Origin of the sequence: Streptomyces sp. NPDC020362 (assembly GCF_040642095.1) — a bacterium.
In the GTDB taxonomy this organism is placed as follows: Bacteria; Actinomycetota; Actinomycetes; order Streptomycetales; family Streptomycetaceae; genus Streptomyces.
In genome coordinates this window covers 1-22,983 of sequence record NZ_JBFAET010000143.1, presented here as the reverse complement: position 1 = coordinate 22,983, position 22,983 = coordinate 1, and the positions used below count along the sequence as shown (strand labels likewise).

Below are 22,983 nucleotides of genomic sequence, written 5' to 3'. Positions count from 1 at the left end.
CCCCCACCCCCGTCGGCGTACCCGCTCCCGTGTCCGCTCCCCGGCCCCGCCGCCGTACCCCCCTCGCCGCGCTCGCTCTCCTCCTCGCGAAAAAACCAGAAGTCGAGTGATCGTCACCTGGCCGAGCCCCTGATCAGCGCATTTGCTGCCAGTGATCACTGGCGTCGTGTGAGCACTCGGTGAATCCCCGTTACCGACGGGTACCCAAAGCCTTCGCCGCGGCATACCCTGCGCGTCATGACGGACTCGCAGGCCCCGGACATCACCGGCACCAACCCCCTCGCGCCCGCCCCCGAGGGCGCCCGCACCGCCGCCGACGTGGTCACCCCCGAGCTGGTGGCCCAGCTGACCAAGGGCGTCGCCGGCTCCGGCCGTACCGCCAACCACACCCCGTTCACCGGCGAGAAGCTGGCCGACCTGCCCGAGTCCACGCCCGAGGACGTCCTCAAGGCCTTCCAGGCCGCCCGTGCCGCGCAGGCGGTGTGGGAGAGGACGCCGGTGCGGCAGCGGGCCGCCGTGCTGCTCCGCTTCCACGACCTGGTGCTCGCCCGCCAGGCCGAGGTCCTCGACCTCATCCAGCTGGAGACAGGCAAGGCCCGGCTGCACGCGCACGAGGAGGTGCAGGCGGTCGCCGTCGCGGCCCGCCACTACGGCCGCAAGGCCCCCGCCTACCTGCGGCCCAAGCGGCACGCGGGCGCCATGCCGACCCTGACGAAGGTCACCGAACTCCGCCACGCGCGTGGGGTCGTCGGCCAGATCGCTCCCTGGAACTACCCCCTGGAGCTGTCCGTCGGCGACGCGCTGCCCGCCTTCGTCGCCGGCAACGCGGTCGTGATGAAGCCGGACACCGAGACCTGCCTCACGGCTCTGTGGGCGCGGGACCTGCTCATCGAGGCCGGGCTGCCCGCCGATGTCTTCCAGGTCGTGCTCGGCGAGGGCCCGGTCGTGGGCCCGGAGGTCGTCAGGCATGCCGACTACGTCTCCTTCACCGGCTCCACCCGCACCGGCCGCGAGGTCGCCCAGGGCGCCGCCGCCCGCCTGGTCGGCGTCTCCCTCGAACTCGGCGGCAAGAACGCCATGCTGGTGCTCGACGACGCCGACATCGAGAAGGCGGCCGCCGGTGCCGTACGCGCCTGCTTCTCCTCCGCCGGCCAGCTCTGCATCTCCATCGAGCGGCTGTTCGTCCACGAGTCCGTCGCCGACGCCTTCCTGGAGCGCTTCGCCGCCCGCACCAGGTCCATGCGGCTCGGCAACTCCCTCGCCTACGGCGCCGACATGGGCTCGCTGGTCGGGGAACGGCAGCTCAAGACCGTCGAACGGCACGTGGAGGAGGCCGTGGCCAAGGGTGCGAGGGTGGTCGCGGGCGGCGTGGCCCGCCCGGACATCGGCCCGTACTTCTTCGAGCCCACCGTCCTCGACGGCGTCGAGGACTCCATGGCCGTCTGCGAGGAGGAGACCTTCGGGCCGGTCGTGTCGATCTACCGCTTCAAGACCGACGACGAGGCGGTCGAGCGCGCCAACTCTACGCCGTACGGCCTGAACGCCTCCGTGTGGACCAAGGACGCGCGCCGCGGCCGCGACGTCGCCGCCCGGCTGCGCACCGGCACGGTCAACGTCAACGAGGGCTACGCGCCCGCCTACGGCAGCGTCCAGTCACCGATGGGCGGCATGAAGGACTCCGGCCTCGGCCGCCGCCACGGCTCGGAGGGCATCCTCAAGTACACCGAGGCCCAGACGGTGGCCCAGCAGCGGCTGCTGCCCATGGCGCCGTCGCTGGGGATGGACGACGAGAAGTACGCGGCCTTCATGAGCCGCAGTCTCCGCCTCATGAAGGCCTTCCGGTTCAGGTAACCCACCCAGGGGCGCGGGGAACTGCGCAAGAAACCACACACGGCCCGCACGCGAACTCAACGAGGAGACCCCCGTGCCCCAGGATGCTCACGACTACGACGTCCTCGTCATCGGATCCGGCTTCGGCGGCTCGGTGACCGCCCTGCGCCTGACCGAGAAGGGCTACAAGGTAGGCGTCCTGGAAGCCGGCCGCCGATTCGCCCGCGACACGCTCCCGAAGAACTCCTGGGACCTGAAGAACTACCTCTGGGCACCGAAGCTCGGCATGTACGGCATCCAGCGCATCCATCTGCTGGGCAATGTGATGGTGCTGGCGGGTGCAGGTGTCGGCGGTGGCTCGCTCAACTACGCCAACACCCTCTACGTCCCGCCGAAGGCCTTCTTCGACGACCCCCAGTGGCGGGACATCACCGACTGGCAGGAGGAGCTGAAGCCGTACTACGACCAGGCGCAGCGCATGCTCGGCGTACGGCTGAACCCGACCATGACCCCCTCCGACGTGCACCTGAAGGCGGCGGCGCAGCGGATGGGCGTGGGCGACACCTTCCACATGGCGCCGGTCGGGGTGTTCTTCGGGGACGGCGACGACGCCGACGGGACGGCGAAGGCGAAGCCGGGCGGTGAGGTCGCCGACCCGTACTTCGGCGGGGCGGGCCCGTCCCGCAAGGCCTGCACCGAGTGCGGCGAGTGCATGACCGGCTGCCGGCACGGCGCGAAGAACACCCTCAACGAGAACTACCTGTACCTCGCCGAGAAGGCGGGCGCGGTGGTCCACCCCATGACGACGGTCGTGTCCGTCACCGACGACTCGCGGGGCGGGTACGCGGTCGCGACCCTGCCGACGGACCAGAAGAAGAAGGGCAAGGGGCGGCTCTTCACCGCGCGGCGGGTCGTGATCGCGGCCGGTACGTACGGCACCCAGACCCTGCTGCACCGCATGAAGTCCGGCGGCCAGCTGCCCTACGTCTCCGCCCGCCTCGGAGACCTGACCCGGACCAACTCCGAGGCGCTGGTCGGCGCGCAGACGGACAACCGCCGCTACCGCAGGGCCACCGGCGAACCGAAGGCCGACTTCACGCGCGGGGTGGCCATCACGTCCTCCATCCACCCCGACGAGAACACCCACATCGAGCCGGTCCGCTACGGCAAGGGCTCCAACTCGATGGGCGGCCTGTCGATCCTCCAGGTCCCCTACGCCGAGGGCTCCTCGCGCGTCCTGGCCTGGCTGGCGAACGCGGCCCGCCACCCCGTGCTGGTCGCCCGCTCCCTGTCCAACCGGCGCTGGTCGGAGCGGACCATCATCGGCCTGGTCATGCAGTCGCTGGACAACTCGCTGACGACGTACCTCAAGCAGTCGGGGGTCGGCAGGGGGCTGCTCACGGCCCGGCAGGGCCACGGCGCGCCCAACCCCAAGCAGATCAAGTCCGCCTCGGAGGCCGCCTCGGCCCTCGCCACCGAGATCAACGGTTTCGCGGGCAGCAACGTCGGCGAGCTGATGGGCACCCCGCTGACCGCGCACTTCCTGGGCGGCTGCCCCATCGGCGACTCCGCGGAGACGGGCGTGATCGACCCGTACCACCGGCTCTACGGCCACCCCGGCATCTCGGTGGTGGACGGCGCCGCGGTTTCGGCCAACCTGGGTGTGAACCCGTCGCTGACGATCACCGCGCAGGCCGAGCGTGCCATGTCGTACTGGCCGAACAAGGGCGAGGAGGACCCCCGTCCGGCGCCGGGAGCGGCGTACGAGCGGCTGAAGCCGGTGGAACCGCTCAACCCGGTGGTCCCGGCGGACGCCTTCGGCGCACTGAAGCTGCCGTTCCTGGGGATCCCGGCGGTGCCGCCGAAGAAGTAACGGGACCGCCGGGCCGGCTGGGGGAGGAGAGACGGGAAGCGACGGCCGGCCCCGGAAGGGCGGTGGTCGAACCCGGAACGGCAGTGGCCGCACTTGGCAAAGGCAGTGGCCGGCCCCGGAAAGCAGCCGCCGGACTCGGAAAGGCAGCGGCCGGACTCGGAAAGGCAGCGGCCGGACCCGGAAAGGCAGCGGCCGGACCCGGAAAAGCGACGAGTGACCTGCGTCCCCCTCCGAACGCAGGTCACTCGCTTCCTACCGTGGTCTTGATCCGGCAGCAGGTTTGATCAGCGAGGACCCCGGACGGTTGCCTCGCCCCGCCGGATTCCTTTGTGAGGTGTGTCACGCGTATCGCGTGTGGCGGACGTGACGGCCGGGTCGCGACGAGCGCGGCGAAAGGGCCCCGCGGGACTTGAGCCGCGGGGCCCTTCTTTCGTCAGCACCGGCGTCAGGGCGGCGCCGGTGCTCGGGAAGCGGCGCCGGGGGGTTGCGCCGCTGGCTCTGTGGTCTCGACCTCTGACGGACGGGCGGGTGGAGCAATGCCGTTGTCTGCGAGGGGACTCGGGGGCTTCTACGCATCGTGCTGGATGGTGGAGGCATCCGCAACCGTTTGACCCGGCACTGGTGCATTTTTGCAATTTCCGCCGGTCGGCCCCGGGCGTCCCCGGAGCCGACCGTTCTCATGGGTGACCGGGCTGCTGTCCCCTGCCGTCCGGTCACTTCCCTGGAGCGAGGTCCCACGACGTACGGCACGACCCGTACGTCTCACCGCTCCAGCGAGCCACGCGTGGTTCTGTCGGGCCCGCCCCTGGCTGGCACGGACAACCGACTCAACGAAGCGGTGCGCGGGCCGGTCACGCGCCGTACGGGTGAGACCGGTACCGAACTCAGATGCGACCCCGGCACAGCTCCAGCAGGGTCATCGCGAGCGCGGTACCCGGCTTGCCGAGGGCCTCGCGGTAGCGGCCGAGGATCTCCATCTCGCGGGAGAGGTGCACACGACGGCCGCCCGAGGAGATACGGGTCTTCTGCACGACGGTGGAGACGGCCATCCGCTCCTGGATGAGGCCGATGATCCGGTCGTCGAGCGCGTCGATGCGCTCGCGTGCGTCGGCGATGGTCTGCTCCGCGCCGGTGGTCTGCTTCGCGACGGTGGTCTGTTCCGTGCCTGTGGTCTGTTCCGTGCCGGTGGTCTGTCCGTTGCCGGTGGTCGCCGCGGTGGTCGCAGCGGTCGCGGTCGTCATGTCGGGGCTCCTCGGGAGGTGATCGACGGATGCCCCGGAACGACAGTCCCCGGAAAACGACAGGCGCCCCGGGGCCTTGTCGGCCCGGGGCGCCTGGGAAGTCGCTTGGCGTCAGCTCAAGCAGCACGACCATGGCAGCCGGCGGGCCGGTTGCCATAGGTAAAGAAGCGGGTCGTCTGCGTAAGCATGGGCCCAGTATTGCACGGCCCCCACTCCCCGGCCGACCGAGGTTCCAGCCGACCGGGTCGGGTGGTGCGTGGGCGGGGATCGGGGGTCCGGGGGCGGAGCCGCCGGGAGGACGGCAAGGGGTCCGGGCCCAGCCCCGTTAGAATCGGTAGTACAGACCCCCGCCCCACCGCCGGAAGGCACCCCGTGTCATCAGCGACTCCCGCTGCCGCCACCCCCGACACCGTCCTGGTCGTCGACTTCGGCGCGCAGTACGCCCAGCTCATCGCCCGTCGCGTCCGCGAGGCGCGGGTCTACAGCGAGATCGTGCCGAGCACCATGCCGGCCGCCGAGATGCTCGCCAAGAACCCCGCGGCGATCATCCTCTCCGGCGGCCCCTCGTCCGTGTACGAGGAGGGCGCCCCCCGCCTCGGCCGCGAGCTCTTCGAGGCCGGCGTCCCCGTCTTCGGCATGTGCTACGGCTTCCAGCTGATGGCGGAGGTCCTCGGCGGCACCGTCGACAACACCGGCGCCCGCGAGTACGGCCGTACCGACCTGCACGTCTCCCGGACGTCCTCCACCCTCTTCGAGGGCACCCCGGCCGAGCAGCACGTGTGGATGTCGCACGGCGACGCCTGCTCCGCCGCCCCCGAGGGCTTCACCGTCACCGCGTCCACGGACGTCGTCCCGGTCGCCGCCTTCGAGAACGACGAGAAGAAGCTCTACGGCGTCCAGTACCACCCCGAGGTCATGCACTCCACGCACGGCCAGCAGGTGCTGGAGCACTTCCTCTACCGCGGCGCGGGCCTGACCCCGTCCTGGACCACGGGCAACGTGATCGAGGAGCAGGTCGCCGCGATCCGCGAGCAGGTCGGCGACAAGCGCGCGATCTGCGGTCTGTCCGGCGGCGTGGACTCCGCCGTCGCCGCCGCCCTCGTCGCGCGGGCCATCGGCGACCAGCTGACCTGCGTGTACGTCGACCACGGCCTGATGCGCAAGGGCGAGACCGAGCAGGTCGAGAAGGACTTCGTGGCCGCGACCGGCGTCAAGCTGGTCGTCGTGGACGCCGAGGAGCGCTTCCTGACCGCGCTCAAGGGCGTCTCCGAGCCCGAGGAGAAGCGGAAGATCATCGGCCGCGAGTTCATCCGCGTCTTCGAGCAGGCGCAGGCCGAGATCATCGCCGACGAGGGCCCGGCCGTGGAGTTCCTGGTCCAGGGCACCCTGTACCCGGACGTGGTCGAGTCCGGCGGCGGCACCGGCACCGCCAACATCAAGTCGCACCACAACGTCGGCGGCCTCCCCGAGGACCTGGAGTTCAAGCTCATCGAGCCGCTCCGCAAGCTCTTCAAGGACGAGGTCCGCATGGTCGGCCAGGAGCTGGGCCTGCCCGAGGAGATCGTCCAGCGCCAGCCCTTCCCGGGCCCCGGCCTCGGCATCCGGATCGTCGGCGAGGTCACCAAGGAGCGCCTGGACCTGCTCCGGGACGCGGACGCCATCGCCCGCGAGGAGCTCACCGCGGCAGGCCTCGACCGGGACATCTGGCAGTGCCCGGTGGTCCTGCTCGCGGACGTCCGCTCGGTCGGTGTCCAGGGCGACGGCCGCACCTACGGCCACCCGATCGTCCTGCGTCCGGTCTCCTCCGAGGACGCCATGACCGCCGACTGGTCGCGGCTGCCCTACGACGTCCTCGCCCGCATCTCCACCCGGATCACCAACGAGGTCCGGGACGTCAACCGGGTCGTCCTCGACGTCACGTCGAAGCCGCCGGGCACCATCGAGTGGGAGTAGTCCCGCGGCTTTCCAAGGTCATGTCCGCTTGAGAGTGCGCACCGACTCTCCGGGCTTCCAGACCTGGGCGACCAGATACTTCTCGCCCTCGACGTAGGTCCGTACGACCTCCGTCAGCTCGGTGCGGAAGAGGTGGAACGGCTGCGGCGGTTCCACCTCTTTCACGTACGCCCCCTCCACCGCCGTGTCGACGACCTCGAAGGCCCGTCCGGCGACCCGGACGTCCCCGCCGCCCATCCCGGTGTCCTCCCCGGGGTTGGCCTGCAGCGCGAAGCGCGGGTCGCGGAGCAGGTCGAGGGCCTTGAGGGAGTCCGGCATCATGCCGAGCCACAGCTCTCCGTCCAGGAAGCGGACCTCCAGGCCGCTGGTGCGCGGGGAGCCGTCCTTGCGCAGGGTCGCGAGGACGTGATGCCGGTGGGCGCCGAAGCGCTCCTCGGCGATCTCTGCCAGTTCGGGTGCGGCGGTGGTGAAGGCTGCCCAGTTCATGCGTGCCAGTCTCACCGGTAAACCGGACAACGCCTGTCGTGTATTCGCTGCGTACGTCATCTTTACAAAACAGCTCTGCCCTTTTGCGCTGACCGGCGGTAACTTCCGGCCCGTACAGCCATCCCCCCGATGGAGGACCTATGCACGGGCCCACCCCGCCCCTGCCGCTGCCCACCGACCAGCTGCAGTTCGCCATGCCGCCGATGCACGACTCGGTCGAGGACGAACGCCGGCACCGCAAGGAGCGGCTCGCGGGCGCCCTGCGGATCTTCGGGCGCACCGGACTCGAGGACGGGGTGTCCGGGCACATCACCGCGCGCGACCCCGAGTTCACCGACTGCTTCTGGGTCAACCCGTTCGGGATGCCGTTCAAGCACGTCACCGTGAGCGACCTCGTCCTCGCCAACCAGGACGGGCAGGTCGTCGAGGGCCGCTACCACATCAACCAGGCCGCGTTCACCGTGCACGCCCAGGTCCACGCCGCCCGCCCCGACGTCGTCGCCGTCGCCCACTGCCACTCCGTGCACGGCCGGGCCGTCGCCGCGCTCGGCGACCTCATCGACCCCATCACCCAGGAGAGCTGCGCCTTCTACGAGGACGTGGCCCTCTACGACGCCTACACCGGCGTCAACGTCGACGCCGACGAGGGCCGCCGTATCGCCGCCGCGCTCGGTTCCCGCAAGGCGCTCGTGCTGCGCAACCACGGGGCGCTCACCGTCGGCGACTCGGTGGACGCGGCGGCCTGGTGGTTCCTGTCCCTGGAACGGTCCTGCCAGGTGCAGCTGATGGCCAAGGCGGCCGGCCGCCCTGTCCTCATCGACCACAAACTGGCCGTGGCCACCCGCGAACAGCTCGGCGGCGACCTGGTGGCCTGGATCAACTACCAGCCGCTGTGGCAGGACATCAGCCGCAGCGAACCGGACCTGCTCAGCTGAACCTCCTCAGCCGAGCCTCCTCAGCCGAACCACCTCGGCTGAGCCTCCTCAGCCGAACCCCCTGAGCACCACCGCCTTGGCCATCGCGAACTCCTCGTCCGTGAGCACCCCGTCCCGGTGCAGCTCGCCCAGCTCGCGCAACCGGCGCAACAGCGCGTCGTGGTGGTCCGCCCGGTCGTGGCCTGCCCGGTCGTGGTCCGCCCGGTCGCGGTCCGCCTGCGCCGGTACGGCGGCCGGCGGCCGGTCGCGGAACGAGGACGCGGCGCCGACGCGGGCGGAGGGGTGCGGCAGCCGGGCGGTGGCGGCCGCCGCGACCAGCGCGGTCAGCAGATCGCGCCGGACGCTGCCCCACAGGTCGAGGGTGTAGGGGTCCCGCTCGGGCGGCAGCTTGGAGAAAACGGTCTCCCGGGTCACGAACCGCAGGAAGCCGTCCTCGTAGCCGGAGTTGGGCAGCCACTCGACCTGAACCAGTTCGCCGAGGTCGATGATCCGAGAGCCGGTCGCGCGCTTGACCCGGTCGGAGGTGTCGGCCCAGTCGATGCGCACCTGGCTGCCGTCGAAGGAGACCGTACCGTCGGAGGACCGCACCGAGACCGGCACCGGCGGCCCCGGCAGCAGATAGGCCGTCGTGGGTTCCTTGGGGACCTCGTCGAGCAGCAGCGCGCGGCGGATCTCCTCGGCGACGTATTCGGCGACCCCGGAACGGTCCGCGTCCACGGTCAGCCGGTAGGGATCGGCCGCGTCCGGCAGCCGCCCGCCCGTCGCCTGCAGCAGCGGATCCGCGCCCTCCCGCAGCCGCATGCGCAGCCGGCCGTGCCTGCGCTCGGGTTCGTAGCCGACGCCCGAGACCGCTTCGAGGGGTACCGCGATCTCCCCGTACGTCTGCCGGAACAACGGCACCGAGCGGTGGAGCCCGGGGGTGATCCGGATCGTGCTGCCGTCGAACGCCCAGGTGCCGTCCCGCTGGATGATCTCGGCCATGGGGAGATTCTCGCAGCTGGGTCAACACGATGGCCCGGACTTCACCCGCCGTGACCCGGTCCGGCGGACCCGAACCGCTCTGCGTAGGGCACAATTCGCTGTCGTCGCAGGGGAGTTGCACGGCAGCGGGACGGCTCGACCAGCGAGCCGCCGGCCGTGTCTCGGGTCGTGGGGAAGGCGGGCGTCGGGCGTGGCGGTGCAGGAGGCGAGGCAGGGTACGGCAACGGGTGCCACCGGGGCGCACGGAGGCGGCTGCACCTGCGGGGACTGTCCGCACGGGGCCCGTGAGGGACACCGGCGGGCCGTCGCCGCGTTTCTGCGCACGCGCGACGAGTTCGCGGCCGGGCTGGGACTGCCGACGGCCGTGTCGCACTCCGCCTCCGCATCCCGCCAGTGGGTCTCCGAGGAACTGACCCAACAGGCGGAGGAGGTCGCCGAACGCGGGCGCGCCGAGGGCGAGGTGTGGCTGGCCCGTCTGTGGCGGCGCACCCTGTACACGGTGTGGGGTGCGGTCGTCGGCCTGCTGCTCACCGAATCGCTCACCGCCGTCGGCGCGGGCTGGACCAGCGCGCGCACCGCCGGACTGCTCGCCGCGCTCCTCGTCGGGGGCGCGCTGAGCGCCGCCTCCTGGTTCCACCGCGCGCGTGGTGGGGTGCTGGCGCCGGTGATCGGCGAGGACAACCGCCTGTCCACCTCCCGCACGGTGGCGGCCGGCTGGGTGCTGGTCGTGACCTACGCCGTTCTCGTGCTGGCGGGCCGCCTGGCCGCCGCCTCCGAGCACGCCGAACGCGACGCGCTGATCTCCGGTCTCGACCTCGCGCGCGGGGCGGGCGTGGTGACCGTGCTGGCCGTGGTGTGCGGCATCGCCGTGCTGGTCCGCCGGGTGGTCGGCGTGCGCATCCTCGCCCAGCGGCTGCAGAAGGTGCCCGCCCACCGCCCGCGCGCCGCCGACCTGCTGACCGACGACGCCGGCCGGGGTGCCTTCGCCGACCTCCAGTACGTCGTGATCAGCGCCGTCGCCCTGCTGTTCGTCGTCGTACGGCTGGCTCGCCGCCCCGACCAGCTGCCCGACCTGCCCTGGGGACTCGCCGTCGTGGTGCTGATCTCGGCCGCGACCTACCTGGCCGGCAAGTATGCCGAGGGCGGCCGTCCGGTCATCCTCTCCGTGGTCCGGGCCCGTGAGCCCGGAGACCTGGACGGCCCGATCCGCACCGGCGACGACATCGAGATCCGCGGCACCGGCTTCGTGCCGCCCGGGGCCCAGAGCGCCGACCGCCTCTCCCGCATGGTCGTCCGCGTCGGCGCGGTCGACGTCCAGGTCCCCCTGGTCCCCGTCACCGGCGGCTTCCGCAACCCGACGAACACCGTCCTGACCGTGCCGGTACCGGCCGAGGTGGAGCCCGGGGCGGTGGAGGTCCAGGTGGTCACCGCGGCCGGGTTGGCGACCAACCGGTGCATCGTCGAGGTGACGGAGTGAACGCCCCCTGAGGAATCGACCGCTGAGCCACGACGCTCTGTCCGTCACACCGGCCGACCCGCACCGGCCGACCCGCACCGGCAGTCCGCACGAGCGGTGGGGAGCGGCTGGAGAGCGGGCGGCGCTTTCGCTCTTACGGCGAACCGGAATCCGGAAAAAAAATCCGATTGAGGGTTGAACCGGCCCGACCTGTCGTACGTATCGTCGAGTGAGAGGTCTGGCGCGGTGAGCGAGAGGCAGGCTTGAGCGATGACTCACGGCATTCGGACGGACACACACACCTCCCATCTGAACGGCGGCAGCAGCTGGCGGGACACCGCCTCGCGCTACGCCCTCCTTCCGCTCCGCGTCTTCCTGGGCGTCACCTTCATCTACGCAGGCCTGGACAAGATCACCGACAGCGCCTTCATGAAGTCCGGCGGCGCCGGCTCGATCGGCGACACGATGCGCGCGGCCCGTTCCTCCTCCGCCATCCCGGCCCTGGTCGACCTGGCTTTGAAGAGCCCGGTCGGCTTCGGCTACGCCATCGCCTTCGGCGAGCTGGCCGTCGGCATCGGCACCCTGCTCGGTCTGCTCGGCCGCCTGGCCGCCCTCGGCGGCGCACTGATCTCGCTGAGCCTGTGGCTGACCGTGAGCTGGTCCTCCACGCCCTACTACTACGGCAACGACCTCGCCTATCTGATGGCCTGGCTGCCCCTCGTCCTCGCCGGAGCCCCGTACTTCTCGGTGGACGCCGCCCTGCGGGCACGACGACGACAGCGCGGCGGCGGCCACCACTAGCTGGCGAGCCGCCCGGGGCGCCGCGCCCTAACCGCTTCCGGCGCCGCTCCGCCGACGTATGCCCCGCGTCACGGCGGCGGCGGCACCCGCCAGAAAGAGTCCGCCCACCACCAGCGGGACGATCACGAACCAAGGGGTGTCCCACAGGTCGGCCGCGTCTCCGGCGTAGACGATGCCGGCGGCGGTGAAGGCGAGACCGGCGACCAGTCTCCCGGGCTGGAACTCATGACGCAGCACGGCTGACCTCCACCTGTCCGACGCCCACCCGCAGACCGATCTCCAACGTGCCCGCGTCCTTGCCGCCCTTGACCGGGGACAGCGTCACACTCTTGTGCCTGTCCGGCTGCACGTCCACGTCCCTTCTGTTGGCGCCGGGCAACCTGATGTCGCCCACGCCCACGTCGATCTTCATGCGCACCTTCGTGTCCGCCGGGACTATCACCTTCAGCTGCCCCGCACCCACCTCGGCGTCCGTGGCCACCGTCTGTCCACGCGCGGGGTGCACGTGGGTCAGGTCCAGGGTGCCGACGCCGGTACCGAGGTCGTACGCGGGCCGCACGTCCGCCGTCGCGGCCGGCGTCCAGGACGCTTGCTTCCAGTGGGTGGTGATGTCCTTGGGCAGGGCCGTTGCTCCGGCGAGCAGCCCCGCCGTGACCATCGCCAGGAACACCGTCATGGCTCCTGTCCGTCCCAGGAACGCGCTGAGCGCGATGCCCAGCCCGAAGACCGCCAGCGCACAGGCCAGGCCGGTCTGCAGACTGGTGCCCAGCGGGCGGGTGTCCCAGGTGAGCCCGGTGCCCAGGCCCCCGGCCAGCAGGGCGAGCAGGAATATCCAGCCGCCGATCCAGCGCGGACCGCGCGGACCGCGCGGCACGGGGGGCTCGGCGCGTTCGGGGCGCGGGGAGCCACCGTGCGTCCAGGGGATGGTGATACCGATGTCGACGGCCGGGACGAGGTCCCGCTCCCGGGCGTCGCCGGGACCCCACAGATACCCGGTGCCCCCGACATGGGTGCCGTCCTTGACGATCGGGTCCCGCCACCACGAGGGGTAGTAGGTGGCGACCGGCGGCGCCTGGGCCTCCGGCGGGGCATCCGCGGCGGCCTGCGCGGCGAGCGGGTCGGGACTGTGGGCGCCGCGGTGCCGCGACCAGTACCCGGCGCCTGCCAGCAGCAGGGAGAGCACCACGGCGAAGGCCAGCACTCCGCCGTTCTTCAGCATGGTGAGGAAGATCCCGCAGCCGACCAGGGCGAACATCACGGCCGCCAGGGCCTGGCCGTCGACCCGTCCCGTCAGCAGCTTGCGGACCTCGTTCTCCTCTTCCTCCTCGTACGGCACGAGGAGCCAGGCGAACCCGTAGAAGAGGAGGCCGAAGCCGCCGGTCGCGGCCAGCACGGCCAGGGTGATCCGGAAGATCACCGGGTCCATCTCGGTCTGCCGCCCGAGCCCGGCGCACACCCCGGCGATCATCTTGTGCCGGCGGTCGCGGCGGAAGCGGTGGGGTGCCTCGAGGGCGTCTCCTTCCTCCGTTCTCCCTTCCGTTCTCTCTTCCGTCACAGTTTTCTCCGTACCGGACGCACCGGCTCTGGTGTTCCGCCGGCCGGTGCCGGCACCCGTGTGCTGTTCACCGGCAGCGGGACCGGTGGCTCCGGGCGCTCCCGTGGCCCCCGTCGTCCCGGTCGTCCCGGTCGTCTCCGCCTTTCCCGTCTTCCCCGTCGCGGCGGGCGCGGCATCCGTCGGTCCGGTGCCCGGGGCCGGGCGCGGGCCGGGGCCGGGTCCCGGACCCGTCGCGGCGTGCTCGTGATCCGTCATGTGTCCATGGTGACGGCCCGGCGGTCGCGACGGCAGCCGGGATGACCCTGGGCGAACCCTGAGATCTGCCCCGAGACGGGGTGGGGAGGTGTTCGAGCCCCGCCCGACAGACCTTTTCGCAGGGGGTGAGGGGCAGGTGAGGGAAGATCAGGGGAGTCTAGGGGGCCGACCCTGATGCCCTGCGCCCGCGGCCATGTGACCATCGATGGCATGCCGGAAGCCGCATCCCTGCCACTAGACGACCCGCAGCCGCCGCGCAAGCTCTACCGCAGCAGCGACGGCCGCTGGCTGGGCGGAGTGGCGCGCGGCCTCGCCGGGCACCTCGGGCTGCCCGTGATCTGGGTCCGGCTCGCCTTCGTCGGCCTGTTCATGGCCAACGGACTCGGAGCGCTGCTGTACGCCGCCTTCTGGTTCTTCGTCCCGCTCGGCGTCGGCGGCGTCGGCGCGCCCAAGCCGCCGTCGCTGGTGGGCACCGAGACCTCGCCGGACGGCCGCCGCAGACTGGTGACCCGCAAACCGGACAAGGGCCAGATCGTCGCCCTGCTCCTCATGGTCATCGTCTCCGTTGTCTTCGTGGGCAGCGTCAATCTGACCAGCGCAGCGAAGGCGTATCTGCTGCCCGCCGTCCTGGTCGCGGCCGGTGTCGCCCTCGTCTGGCGCCAGGCGGACAACGCCCGCCGGGCCCGCTGGGTGGAGGTCGGCAGCCGGCGGCGCACGCTGAGCCTGCTGCGCGCGGGCGTCGGCGTCCTGCTGGTGACGGCCGGTGTCTCGGCCATCTTCGTCATGCAGGGCTCGGCCGCTCACCTCGGCGCCGTCCTCCAGGCCGCCCTCGCCGTCCTCGTCGGCATCACGCTGCTCGCCGGCCCCTATCTGGTCCGTATGACCCAGGACCTGTCCGAGGAGCGCCTGATGCGCATCCGGGCCCAGGAGCGTGCCGAGGTCGCCGCCCACGTCCACGACTCCGTGCTGCACACCCTCACCCTGATCCAGCGCAACGCCGACCACGCGAACGAGGTGCGGCGCCTGGCCCGTGCCCAGGAGCGCGACCTGCGCACCTGGCTGTACAAGCCCGAGGGCACCGGCAAGGAGGAGGCCGACGAGCCGGACACGGTCGCCGAGGCGGTGCGGCGCAACGCCGCCGAGGTCGAGGACAAGCACGGAGTGCCCATCGAGGTCGTCGTGGTCGGTGACTGCCCGCTCGACGACCGGACCGCCGCGCAGATGCAGGCCGCGCGCGAGGCGATGGTGAACGCCGCCAAGTACGGTGGCGAGGGCGGCGCCGTCCAGGTCTATGCCGAGGTCGACGGAACGACGGTCTTCGTGTCCGTCCGTGACCGCGGTCCGGGATTCGACCTCGACTCGATACCCGACGACCGTATGGGCGTTAGAGAATCGATCATCGGCCGCATGGAGCGCAACGGCGGCACGGCCCGGCTGCGGACCGTGCCGGGCGGCGGTACGGAGGTCGAGCTGGAGATGGAGAGGGCGGAGAAGACGTCATGAGCGACGCGACCGAGGCGAGCGGTACGACGGGAGCGGCGGAGGCGGCCGGGGCCGGACCTGCGGCCGGCGGCCCGGGCGGGCGCCATGTGCGCGTGGTGCTCGTCGACGACCACCGCATGTTCCGCACCGGAGTCCAAGCCGAGATCGGGCAGACCGCCCAGACCGGTGTCGAGGTGGTCGGCGAGGCCGCGGACGTCGACCAGGCGGTCACGGTCATCACCGCGACCCGGCCCGAGGTGGTCCTCCTCGACGTGCATCTGCCGGGCGGCGGCGGGGGCGAAGTGCTGCGCCGGTGCGCGGCGTTGATGGCGGACGCCGAGCGACCCGTCCGCTTCCTCGCACTGTCCGTGTCGGACGCGGCCGAGGACGTGATCGGTGTCATCCGCGGCGGCGCCCGTGGCTATGTCACCAAGACCATCACCGGCACCGACCTGGTCGACTCGATCTTCCGCGTGCAGGAGGGCGACGCCGTCTTCTCCCCGCGCCTGGCCGGGTTCGTCCTGGACGCCTTCGCGTCCACCGACGCCCCACCGGTCGACGAGGACCTGGACCGCCTGACCCAGCGCGAGCGCGAGGTGCTGCGGCTGATCGCCCGTGGCTACGCCTACAAGGAGATCGCCAAGCAGCTGTTCATCTCGGTGAAGACGGTCGAGTCCCATGTCTCGGCGGTCCTGCGCAAGCTCCAGCTCTCCAACCGCCATGAGCTGACCCGCTGGGCGACGGCCCGCCGCCTGGTCTGATCCGGTTCCGGCGGCCGCTCTCACGCCACCCGGGTGGCCCCGGCGAACGGCATCAGGTCGACGGGGGCGAGACGGACCGGTGCCGACGGGTTCGGGGCGTGGATCATCTGGCCGTTGCCGACGTAGATGCCGACATGGCTGATGCCGGAGTAGAAGAACACCAGGTCGCCGGGCTGGAGTTCCGAGCGGGAGACGCGTCGGCCCGCGTTGATCTGGGCGTAGGTGGTGCGCGGCAGGGAGATGCCGGCGGAGTGGTAGGCCGCCTGCGCCAGGCCCGAGCAGTCGAAGGCGTTCGGACCGGTCGCGCCCCAGACGTAGGGGCTGCCGAGCTTCTGATAGGCGTAGGCGACAGCCGCCGCCGCCCGGGCGTCGGGGGCGGCGACGGACCCGGCGTGCTCCAGGGCCGCCCGGGCGTCCGAGGCCGACCGCGAGGCGCGGCCCTGTGCGCTGCCGTCGCCGGTGACCTGGGCCCGCTGCGGCCGAGTGAGCCGCGCCAGCAGCCTGCGCGCCTCCGTCAGCTTCGCGGTGATGGTCCGCTTCTGCCGCCGCAGCTCCACCTGCCGCGCCCGCAGCGACGTCACCTCGATGCGGGCGGCGCCGCGCAACTGCTCGATCTCCCGCAGCTGTTCGCGCACCCGGGCCACCGCCCCGGCCTGCCGCTCACCGGCCCGCTCGGCGAGCGCGGCCCCGTCCAGGTAGCGGTCCGGGTCGCTGGACAGCGCGAGCTGCCATGCAGGATCGAACCCTCCTTGGCGGTACTGTGCCGTCGCGTACGAACCCAGTGCGTTCCGGGCCGCGTTGAGGCCTTCCTGTTTGCGGGCGGTCTCGTCCCGCAGCGAGTTCAGGCGCCGCTGGGCCGTGTCCGCCTTCTCCTTCGCCCCGTCGTACTTCTCGGTGGCGGCCTCCGCCTCCTGGTACAGCTTGTCCACCTTGGTCTTCACCTGGGCCGGCGTCAGCTGCGGCTCGGCGTGTCCCGTTCCGTCGAAGGCCGTCGCACTGGCTGCGCCCGCGAGGGCGAGGGTGACGGCCGTGCGGACGGTGTTGCCGCCGAGCGAGCGCTGTCGGGGCTTGCGGTGCGCTGCCACCTGGACCGTCACGTCCTTCCGTAGGGCTTCTGCGACCGAGCGTCGATGCGTCCGGCGGCGGCCCGTACAGGGGGAGCGGGCCGCCGCCGGATCTTTCTCGGGGGTGGTGACCGAGTGCCGCCCTGGCACGGGCGGCGGTGGGGAGCCGGTCACCTGGAGGAGGACGGTAGGCCGGACTGTGACAGCCAGGTAACGCACTGTACGGAACTGGCTGTGACGGATCGCATCGTGACGGTATGTGACAGAACTGTCCGCCTGGAGTCGTCGCCTTCACGCAGCGTGGTGACCGATGTGCGGAATGTGAAACATGCCGGAGCCGCGGGGTGCTATGGGGCGCATATATGCAAGACCGACGCATGCCTGTGGGGGCCCGGTGACCGGAGCCTTCGGGGCCCCTCATTAGGCTCCGGGCTCATGGACGTACTCATCCATCTCTTCGTCGGCCTGCACATCATCGGTATCGCGGCACTGCTCGGCGGTTTCCTCACCCAGATGAAGGCGATGGGCCAGGGCACGGCCCGCTTCGTCCCCGGGATGCTGCACGGCGCGCTCACCATGCTGGTCACCGGTGTGGCCCTGGTCGGCCTCAACCAGGCCGACGACCACCACGTCAACGCCATCAAGATCGGCGTGAAGCTGGCCCTGCTGATCGTGATCCTCGGGCTGGTCTACGTGCAGCGCGACGAGGAGAAGGTCGACAAGCGCCTCTTCGGGCTGGTCGGCCTGCTGACCATGGCGAACATCTTCATCGCCGTGCTGTGGACGTGACGCTCAGCCCGCTCGGCTGAACCCGGGGCGGGCCGCGAGCGCGGCACCGGCCGCGACCACGAGCCACGCCGCCACCGCCACCCACACCAGCACCCGCCCCGGCTCCCTCAGCCATGCGCCTCCGACGGCGGCCACGACCGACAGCGTGGCCGCCGCCGTCATTCCCAACGGGAACACCGTCGCCCACCGCCGCGTGTCGTAGCCCAGCCGCGGCCGGGCCACCTCGGCGGCCAGCAGCACCAGGTACCAGGCCAGGTCCAGCGCGAGCAGCACGACCGTCGCGTCACGCAGCACACCGCGGTCGTCGTCGTTCCACAGATACAGGCGCGCGCTGTCGGCGGACAGCAGCTTCGCCCCGGCCAGTGCCGAGATGGCGAGTGCCCCGCCCGCGATCCACTGGTCCCCGGGCCCTTCGAGGACCTGCCGCAGGTCGAAGTGCGGCAGGGCGATCCCGTAGAGCACCAGGCCCAGCCAGAACAGCACCATCGCGGCGCGCGCGAGCCATGCCGTCGTCGTGGCCGCTGCCAGGGTCGCCGCCAGCACCGCGAGCCCCTGTGTGGCCACACAGCACAGGAACACCGCTCCCGGCATGCGCGACTTCCAGTGCCGTACGACGAGAACGAGCAGCACCGGCCAGAGCAGCGCCGCCAGGGCCAGCGACGCCCCCGCGAGCCGCTGCCAGCCGAACGCCGAGATCCGGGTGCCGAGCACCGTCGTGGCGGCGACGGCGGTGAGCGCGCCCGGGCTCCGGGCCTCGGCGGCCCACCGCTCCCGTTGCCCCAGCAGCCGAACGACGAAGTTCGCGGCGAACGCCACCCAGGCGAGACAGGCCAGCCACAGGAAGACCAGGGAAAGCGTCTCGGTGCCCGTCAGATACAGGCTCACCGACACGATGCCGGTCGCCATGACGGCGGCGCCCGCCGCCGGCGGACGCTCCGCCCACCACGCGCGCAGAGCTGAGATGCCGGCCATGCGCCCGATGCTAGGTATCCGGGCAGCCCGCGGGAGGAGGGCACGCGCGCGTGGGGCTCGAAAAGAGCACGGGACGGGGAAGAATGGGTCAGGAAAAGGATCCGGTCAGACGGGCCGCACCACGCTGTGGACGATCGGTTCGCCCCACTGGTAGACGGGTTCCTCGCGGATGCACCCGCCGGGCGTCGGAGCGTGGATCAACATGCCGTCGCCGGTGCAGAGGCCGACATGGCTGCTGTTGCCGTGGAAGAAGAGCAGGTCACCGGGCCGGGCGTCGGCGAGGGGCACCTGGGTGCCCGCACGGGCCTGGTCGTGGCCGGCGCGCGGGAGGGCGACACCGGCTGCCCTCCAGGCGGCCTGGGTCAGTCCGGAGCAGTCGTAGGAGCCGGGGCCGCTGGCACCGGACACGTACGGCTTGCCGACCTGGGCGCGGGCGAAGGCGACCGCCTTTTCGGCCCGGGTGGCGTACGAGTCGGTGGGGTCGGTGGATGCCGCGCAGGTGGGATCGGCGGACGCCGAGTCGGCGTGACTGGCAGACGCCGAGTCAGTGGGACCGGCGGACGCCGAGTCGACGGTCTCGGTGGTCGGCCAGCCGGTGGGGCCGGTGGGCGCAGAGTCGTTGGGACCGGTGGTCGGCGAGCTGGTGGTCTCGGTGGTCGGCCAGTCGGTGAGTCCGGTGGACGCCGAGCCGGTCTCCTGCCGTGCCGCTGCCCGCTGCCGCACGGGCTCGGCCGTGTGCCGCACGGGCTCGGCCATGTGCCGCACCGGCTCGGCCGTGTGCCGCACGGGCCCGGCCGCCTGTCGTGCCGGCACCCCCTGCCGCAGTGGCTCGGCCGCCTGCCCGGCGGTCTCCTCCCGGGGCCACTGTTCGGCTGCGGCAGGCCGTGCGCGCTCCTCGGCCGTGAGCCGTGACAGCAGTTCACGCGCGGTGACGAGCTTCTTCTGAACGGCCGCCTTGGCCGTCTTCACGTCGTACGGCGCCGCTGCCGCCGTCGCTGTCGGAGCCTGTGTCGGCGCCTCGGGGCCCGCGGTGGTCCGCCCCCGCCCGGCGGCGTCCTTCACACGCGAGGCCAGCCGCTTCATCACCCGGTCCGGGGCGAAGTGGTCCTGCGGATACTCCGCGAGGAGGGCGGTCGTGTCGGGGGCGACGGCGAACGACCCCAGCTCCTCACGAGCCTTGGAGAGCCGGCCCGGGCGCCGGGCGCTCTCCTCGGCCGGGGCGTCCACCCGCCCCCGCTGCCTGCCCGCCGGCTGCTCCTCGGCCGCCGAGTCGGCCCGGCGGTAGAACTCGTCGACCTTCTTCTCGATCTCGGCCAGGCTCGGCCGGCCGTCCGGAGCGGGGGCGGCCTCGGCCGTCTGGGGCAGGACGGCCACGGAGGTGATGGCGGCGGTGGCGAGGTCGGGCGTGCGAACGCCCGGTCCGAGGGTTGTGCCGGGGCGCGGCTTGCGGTGCGACGCCAAGGGAGGCGACTCCTTCCAATGTGCCGCCTACCGGGTTAGCTGTCGGGTTCGGGCGGGTGGTTCGGAAGGGTTGCCCTACGGCTTCGTCCCGGGCGGGAGTCGGCCGATTCACCCCAGGATCGGTGGGTCCCCGGCTCCAGTGGCCGCGTGAAGGCGCACCGGACTCGGCGGAGGCCGCAGCGCTCGGCGACGTTCGCCGGAAGGGGGTCGTGCGGCCTGACGGCAACCTAGCCAACTCGTGTGACTCTTGTGAAGGTTGGTGAGTCATATGTCCGATACATTTCCGTGACCTGAGGCCGTTTTCATACAGGCGTGACAAGGTGCTTTCGCAGCGTGAGGGCCGATCGGCACGGATCGGGACGGTGATCGACTCCCCGGGGCCGTGTCCGATAGCGGGCGCCCGCGGGAGCCGTGTTCCGGGGACTGCGACCGGTTGTCGGTGCGGCGCCCTAGACTCGGAGAGCGATGAGCAGCCTCTTTGACGACAGCTTCCTGGCGGACCTCCAGCCCTCCCGCGGGCGCGAGGAGGAACCCCCGCCGCCGCCCGAGGACGATCACGCTCCGGAGCCGCTTCCGGACGATCTGTTCGGCGGGAAGTTCGACGTACCACCGGACCGGGACGCCTACTACCGCGACGGCGCCCCGCGCCCCGCGATCGACGCGGCGGCGCTCCTGGAGGGGCTGAACGAGAACCAGCGCGCCGCGGTCGTCCACGCCGGCTCCCCGCTGCTCATCGTCGCCGGCGCCGGCTCCGGCAAGACCCGCGTGCTCACCCACCGCATCGCCCATCTGCTCGCCGAGCGGAGCGTGCACCCGGGCCAGATCCTCGCGATCACCTTCACCAACAAGGCCGCGGGCGAGATGAAGGAGCGCGTCGAGCAGCTCGTCGGCCCGCGTGCGCACGCGATGTGGGTCATGACCTTCCACAGCGCCTGCGTGCGGATCCTCAGGCGCGAATCGAAGAAGCTCGGCTTCACGTCGAGTTTCTCCATCTACGACGCCGCCGACAGCAAGCGCCTGATGGCCCTGGTCTGCCGTGACCTGGACCTGGACCCCAAGCGCTTCCCGCCCAAGTCCTTCAGCGCCAAGATCAGCAACCTCAAGAACGAGCTGATCGACGAGGAGGACTTCGCCGCCCAGGCGAACGACGGCTTCGAGAAGACCCTCGCCCAGGCCTACGCGCTCTACCAGTCGCGGCTGCGCGAGGCCAACGCGCTCGACTTCGACGACCTGATCATGACGACGGTCAACCTGCTGCGCGCCTTCCCGGACGTCGCCGAGCACTACCGCCGCCGCTTCCGGCACGTCCTGGTCGACGAGTACCAGGACACCAACCACGCCCAGTACGCGCTGGTGCGTGAGCTGGTCGGCACGGGTGCCCACGACGAGAACGTCCCCCCGAACGCGTACGACCTCCCGCCCGCCGAACTGTGCGTGGTGGGTGACGCGGACCAGTCGATCTACGCCTTCCGGGGCGCGACGATCCGCAACATCCTCCAGTTCGAGGAGGACTACCCGAACGCGACGACGATCCTGCTGGAGCAGAACTACCGCTCCACGCAGACCATCCTGTCCGCCGCAAACGCGGTCATCGAGCGCAACGAGTCCCGCCGCCCGAAGAACCTGTGGACCAACGCCGGCCAGGGCGCCCGGATCACCGGCTACGTCGCCGACACCGAGCACGACGAGGCCCAGTTCGTCGCCGACGAGATAGACCGCCTCACGGACGCGGGCGAGGCCAAGTCCGGTGACGTCGCCGTCTTCTACCGCACCAACGCACAGTCCCGTGTCTTCGAAGAGGTCTTCATCCGAGTAGGCCTGCCCTACAAGGTCGTCGGCGGCGTCCGCTTCTACGAGCGCAAGGAGGTCCGGGACGTCCTGGCCTACCTGCGCGTCCTCGCCAACCCCGAGGACTCGGTGCCGCTGCGCCGCATCCTCAACGTCCCCAAGCGCGGCATCGGCGAGCGCGCGGAGGCGATGATCGACGCCCTCTCCCAGCGCGAGAAGATCAGCTTCCCGCAGGCCCTGAAGCGCGTGGACGAGGCCTACGGCATGGCCGCACGCTCCACCAACGCGGTCAAGCGGTTCAACACGCTGATGGAGGACCTGCGCACCATCGTGGAGTCCGGGGCCGGGCCGGCCACCGTCCTGGAGGCGGTGCTCGAACGCACCGGATACCTGGCCGAGTTGCAGGCCTCCACCGACCCGCAGGACGAGACCCGCATCGAGAACCTCCAGGAACTCGCCGCCGTGGCCCTGGAGTTCGAGCAGGAGCGCGAGGAGGGGGAGCAGGGCACGCTGGCCGACTTCCTGGAGAAGGTCGCCCTGGTCGCCGACTCCGACCAGATCCCCGACGAGGAAGAGGACGGCTCCGGCGTCATCACGCTGATGACCCTGCACACCGCCAAGGGCCTGGAGTTCCCGGTCGTCTTCCTGACCGGCATGGAGGACGGCGTCTTCCCGCACATGCGCGCCCTCGGCCAGACCAAGGAGCTGGAGGAGGAGCGGCGCCTGGCGTACGTCGGCATCACCCGCGCGCGGGATCGGCTGTACCTCACGCGGTCGGCGATGCGCAGCGCCTGGGGCCAGCCGTCGTACAACCCGCCCTCCCGCTTCCTGGAGGAGATCCCGGCCGCCCATGTGGAGTGGAAGCGGACGGGAGCGCCCGCGCCGGTCTCCTCCGGGCCGGCCTCCGGGATCGCGGCCTCGCTGTCCTCGTCCCGCTCGCGCTCGTCGGCGGCGGGTGCGTCCGGGTTCGCCACTCGGCGGGCCTCCGAGAAGCCAGTGGTGTCCCTGGCGGTCGGTGACCGGGTCACCCACGACCAGTTCGGGCTCGGGACGGTCGTCGCGGTGTCGGGCGCGGACGACAAGGCCCAGGCGACGATCGACTTCGGGGACGGCAAGCCGAAGCGGCTGCTGCTGCGGTACGCGCCGGTCGAGAAGCTGTAGACGCAGTGAGCCCCCCCCGGCCGGGGGGGGTCACGGCGTGACAGGGCGCCGGCGCCGTGTGGCCGGGTTAAGGTCGGGGCCAGACCGGGGGGGGGGCGGCCCGCCGGCCGGCGTCCCCCCCCCCCCCGCCCCCGCCCCC

The 22,983-nt window shown here is 71.6% G+C and carries 18 protein-coding genes and 1 riboswitch; of the genes, 10 read left to right on the top strand and 8 right to left on the bottom strand.

Annotated elements, in window-relative coordinates; translation table 11 throughout:
• Positions 1-237 precede the first annotated feature (237 nt).
• Together AB0H32_RS34455 and AB0H32_RS34450 are read left to right on the top strand one after the other, a co-directional pair.
• Positions 238-1,851 carry a succinic semialdehyde dehydrogenase gene (locus AB0H32_RS34455; protein WP_361129033.1) on the top strand — a complete coding sequence of 538 codons (1,614 nt, stop codon included), beginning with the start codon at positions 238-240 and terminating at the stop codon, positions 1,849-1,851.
• A gap of 73 nt (positions 1,852-1,924) precedes the next feature.
• A complete protein-coding gene (locus AB0H32_RS34450) occupies positions 1,925-3,703 on the top strand; it encodes a GMC family oxidoreductase (protein WP_361129030.1) in 1,779 nt (592 codons plus the stop codon).
• 884 nt (positions 3,704-4,587) lie between these two features.
• On the opposite strand, the gene AB0H32_RS34445 is transcribed toward AB0H32_RS34450, so the two are convergent.
• Positions 4,588-4,944 (bottom strand): chorismate mutase, encoded by a 357-nt coding sequence (locus tag AB0H32_RS34445; RefSeq protein ID WP_361129027.1) that lies wholly within the window; start codon positions 4,942-4,944, stop codon positions 4,588-4,590.
• 372 nt (positions 4,945-5,316) lie between these two features.
• Between AB0H32_RS34445 and guaA the strand changes: the two genes are divergently transcribed.
• Positions 5,317-6,897: a glutamine-hydrolyzing GMP synthase gene (gene guaA / locus AB0H32_RS34440; protein WP_361129024.1), complete on the top strand. Its 1,581-nt coding sequence runs from the start codon at positions 5,317-5,319 to the stop codon at positions 6,895-6,897.
• Between the two features lie 18 nt (positions 6,898-6,915).
• Here the strand turns inward: guaA and AB0H32_RS34435 are convergent, their stop codons facing one another.
• A complete protein-coding gene (locus tag AB0H32_RS34435; protein ID WP_361129021.1) occupies positions 6,916-7,383 on the bottom strand; it encodes a pyridoxamine 5'-phosphate oxidase family protein in 468 nt (155 codons plus the stop codon).
• 140 nt (positions 7,384-7,523) lie between these two features.
• Here AB0H32_RS34435 and AB0H32_RS34430 point away from each other — a divergent pair, with 140 nt between their 5' ends.
• The gene (locus AB0H32_RS34430) at positions 7,524-8,318 is read left to right on the top strand and encodes a class II aldolase/adducin family protein (RefSeq protein WP_361129018.1); all 795 of its coding nucleotides are present in this window, start codon (positions 7,524-7,526) and stop codon (positions 8,316-8,318) included.
• Positions 8,319-8,366: 48 nt separating this feature from the next.
• Here the strand turns inward: AB0H32_RS34430 and AB0H32_RS34425 are convergent, their stop codons facing one another.
• A complete protein-coding gene (locus tag AB0H32_RS34425; RefSeq protein ID WP_361129016.1) occupies positions 8,367-9,299 on the bottom strand; it encodes a DUF4429 domain-containing protein in 933 nt (310 codons plus the stop codon).
• Positions 9,300-9,489: 190 nt separating this feature from the next.
• Between AB0H32_RS34425 and AB0H32_RS34420 the strand changes: the two genes are divergently transcribed.
• Complete coding sequence (locus tag AB0H32_RS34420) at positions 9,490-10,776, top strand: hypothetical protein (RefSeq protein WP_361129013.1); 1,287 nt, start codon at positions 9,490-9,492, stop codon at positions 10,774-10,776.
• A 249-nt stretch (positions 10,777-11,025) separates the two neighbouring features.
• Positions 11,026-11,556: a DoxX family membrane protein gene (locus AB0H32_RS34415; protein ID WP_361129010.1), complete on the top strand. Its 531-nt coding sequence runs from the start codon at positions 11,026-11,028 to the stop codon at positions 11,554-11,556.
• A gap of 27 nt (positions 11,557-11,583) precedes the next feature.
• Here AB0H32_RS34415 and AB0H32_RS34410 read toward each other — a convergent pair whose 3' ends face one another.
• Both AB0H32_RS34410 and AB0H32_RS34405 read right to left on the bottom strand, forming a co-directional pair.
• Positions 11,584-11,793, bottom strand: a complete 210-nt coding sequence (locus tag AB0H32_RS34410) for a hypothetical protein (protein WP_361129007.1) — start codon at positions 11,791-11,793, stop codon at positions 11,584-11,586.
• Positions 11,780-13,366, bottom strand: coding sequence for a PspC domain-containing protein (locus AB0H32_RS34405; protein ID WP_361129004.1), 1,587 nt, complete (start codon positions 13,364-13,366; stop codon positions 11,780-11,782). Before AB0H32_RS34405 ends, AB0H32_RS34410 begins: the two co-directional genes overlap by 14 nt.
• Positions 13,367-13,576: 210 nt before the next feature.
• On the opposite strand from AB0H32_RS34405, the gene AB0H32_RS34400 reads away from it, so the two are divergent.
• Both AB0H32_RS34400 and AB0H32_RS34395 read left to right on the top strand, forming a co-directional pair.
• Positions 13,577-14,869 carry a PspC domain-containing protein gene (locus AB0H32_RS34400; RefSeq protein WP_361129001.1) on the top strand — a complete coding sequence of 431 codons (1,293 nt, stop codon included), beginning with the start codon at positions 13,577-13,579 and terminating at the stop codon, positions 14,867-14,869.
• Positions 14,866-15,609 (top strand): response regulator transcription factor, encoded by a 744-nt coding sequence (locus tag AB0H32_RS34395; protein WP_361128998.1) that lies wholly within the window; start codon positions 14,866-14,868, stop codon positions 15,607-15,609. Before AB0H32_RS34400 ends, AB0H32_RS34395 begins: the two co-directional genes overlap by 4 nt.
• A gap of 20 nt (positions 15,610-15,629) precedes the next feature.
• Here AB0H32_RS34395 and AB0H32_RS34390 read toward each other — a convergent pair whose 3' ends face one another.
• A complete protein-coding gene (locus AB0H32_RS34390; RefSeq protein ID WP_361129036.1) occupies positions 15,630-16,694 on the bottom strand; it encodes an NlpC/P60 family protein in 1,065 nt (354 codons plus the stop codon).
• Positions 16,695-17,108: 414 nt separating this feature from the next.
• On the opposite strand from AB0H32_RS34390, the gene AB0H32_RS34385 reads away from it, so the two are divergent.
• A complete protein-coding gene (locus tag AB0H32_RS34385) occupies positions 17,109-17,462 on the top strand; it encodes a hypothetical protein (protein ID WP_361128995.1) in 354 nt (117 codons plus the stop codon).
• Between the two features lie 3 nt (positions 17,463-17,465).
• Here AB0H32_RS34385 and AB0H32_RS34380 read toward each other — a convergent pair whose 3' ends face one another.
• Together AB0H32_RS34380 and AB0H32_RS34375 are read right to left on the bottom strand one after the other, a co-directional pair.
• Positions 17,466-18,434 carry a tellurite resistance/C4-dicarboxylate transporter family protein gene (locus AB0H32_RS34380; protein ID WP_361128992.1) on the bottom strand — a complete coding sequence of 323 codons (969 nt, stop codon included), beginning with the start codon at positions 18,432-18,434 and terminating at the stop codon, positions 17,466-17,468.
• A gap of 105 nt (positions 18,435-18,539) precedes the next feature.
• Positions 18,540-19,895 (bottom strand): NlpC/P60 family protein, encoded by a 1,356-nt coding sequence (locus tag AB0H32_RS34375; protein WP_361128989.1) that lies wholly within the window; start codon positions 19,893-19,895, stop codon positions 18,540-18,542.
• Positions 19,896-19,902: 7 nt separating this feature from the next.
• Positions 19,903-20,075: riboswitch (cyclic di-AMP (ydaO/yuaA leader) on the bottom strand.
• Between the two features lie 285 nt (positions 20,076-20,360).
• Between AB0H32_RS34375 and pcrA the strand changes: the two genes are divergently transcribed.
• Positions 20,361-22,844: a DNA helicase PcrA gene (gene pcrA, locus AB0H32_RS34370; RefSeq protein ID WP_361128986.1), complete on the top strand. Its 2,484-nt coding sequence runs from the start codon at positions 20,361-20,363 to the stop codon at positions 22,842-22,844.
• Positions 22,845-22,983 lie beyond the last annotated feature (139 nt).

What these genes read in the sequence shown, in the direction of transcription:
- AB0H32_RS34380 (WP_361128992.1), bottom strand. Translation starts at nt 18,434, where the DNA reads ATGGCCGGCATCTCAGCTCTGCGCGCGTGGTGGGCGGAGCGTCCGCCG.
- AB0H32_RS34415 (WP_361129010.1), top strand. Translation starts at nt 11,026, where the DNA reads ATGACTCACGGCATTCGGACGGACACACACACCTCCCATCTGAACGGC.
- AB0H32_RS34405 (WP_361129004.1), bottom strand. Translation starts at nt 13,366, where the DNA reads ATGACGGATCACGAGCACGCCGCGACGGGTCCGGGACCCGGCCCCGGC.
- AB0H32_RS34430 (WP_361129018.1), top strand. Translation starts at nt 7,524, where the DNA reads ATGCACGGGCCCACCCCGCCCCTGCCGCTGCCCACCGACCAGCTGCAG.
- AB0H32_RS34400 (WP_361129001.1), top strand. Translation starts at nt 13,577, where the DNA reads ATGCCGGAAGCCGCATCCCTGCCACTAGACGACCCGCAGCCGCCGCGC.
- AB0H32_RS34435 (WP_361129021.1), bottom strand. Translation starts at nt 7,383, where the DNA reads ATGAACTGGGCAGCCTTCACCACCGCCGCACCCGAACTGGCAGAGATC.
- AB0H32_RS34445 (WP_361129027.1), bottom strand. Translation starts at nt 4,944, where the DNA reads ATGACGACCGCGACCGCTGCGACCACCGCGGCGACCACCGGCAACGGA.
- AB0H32_RS34455 (WP_361129033.1), top strand. Translation starts at nt 238, where the DNA reads ATGACGGACTCGCAGGCCCCGGACATCACCGGCACCAACCCCCTCGCG.
- AB0H32_RS34425 (WP_361129016.1), bottom strand. Translation starts at nt 9,299, where the DNA reads ATGGCCGAGATCATCCAGCGGGACGGCACCTGGGCGTTCGACGGCAGC.
- AB0H32_RS34395 (WP_361128998.1), top strand. Translation starts at nt 14,866, where the DNA reads ATGAGCGACGCGACCGAGGCGAGCGGTACGACGGGAGCGGCGGAGGCG.
- pcrA (WP_361128986.1), top strand. Translation starts at nt 20,361, where the DNA reads ATGAGCAGCCTCTTTGACGACAGCTTCCTGGCGGACCTCCAGCCCTCC.
- AB0H32_RS34385 (WP_361128995.1), top strand. Translation starts at nt 17,109, where the DNA reads ATGGACGTACTCATCCATCTCTTCGTCGGCCTGCACATCATCGGTATC.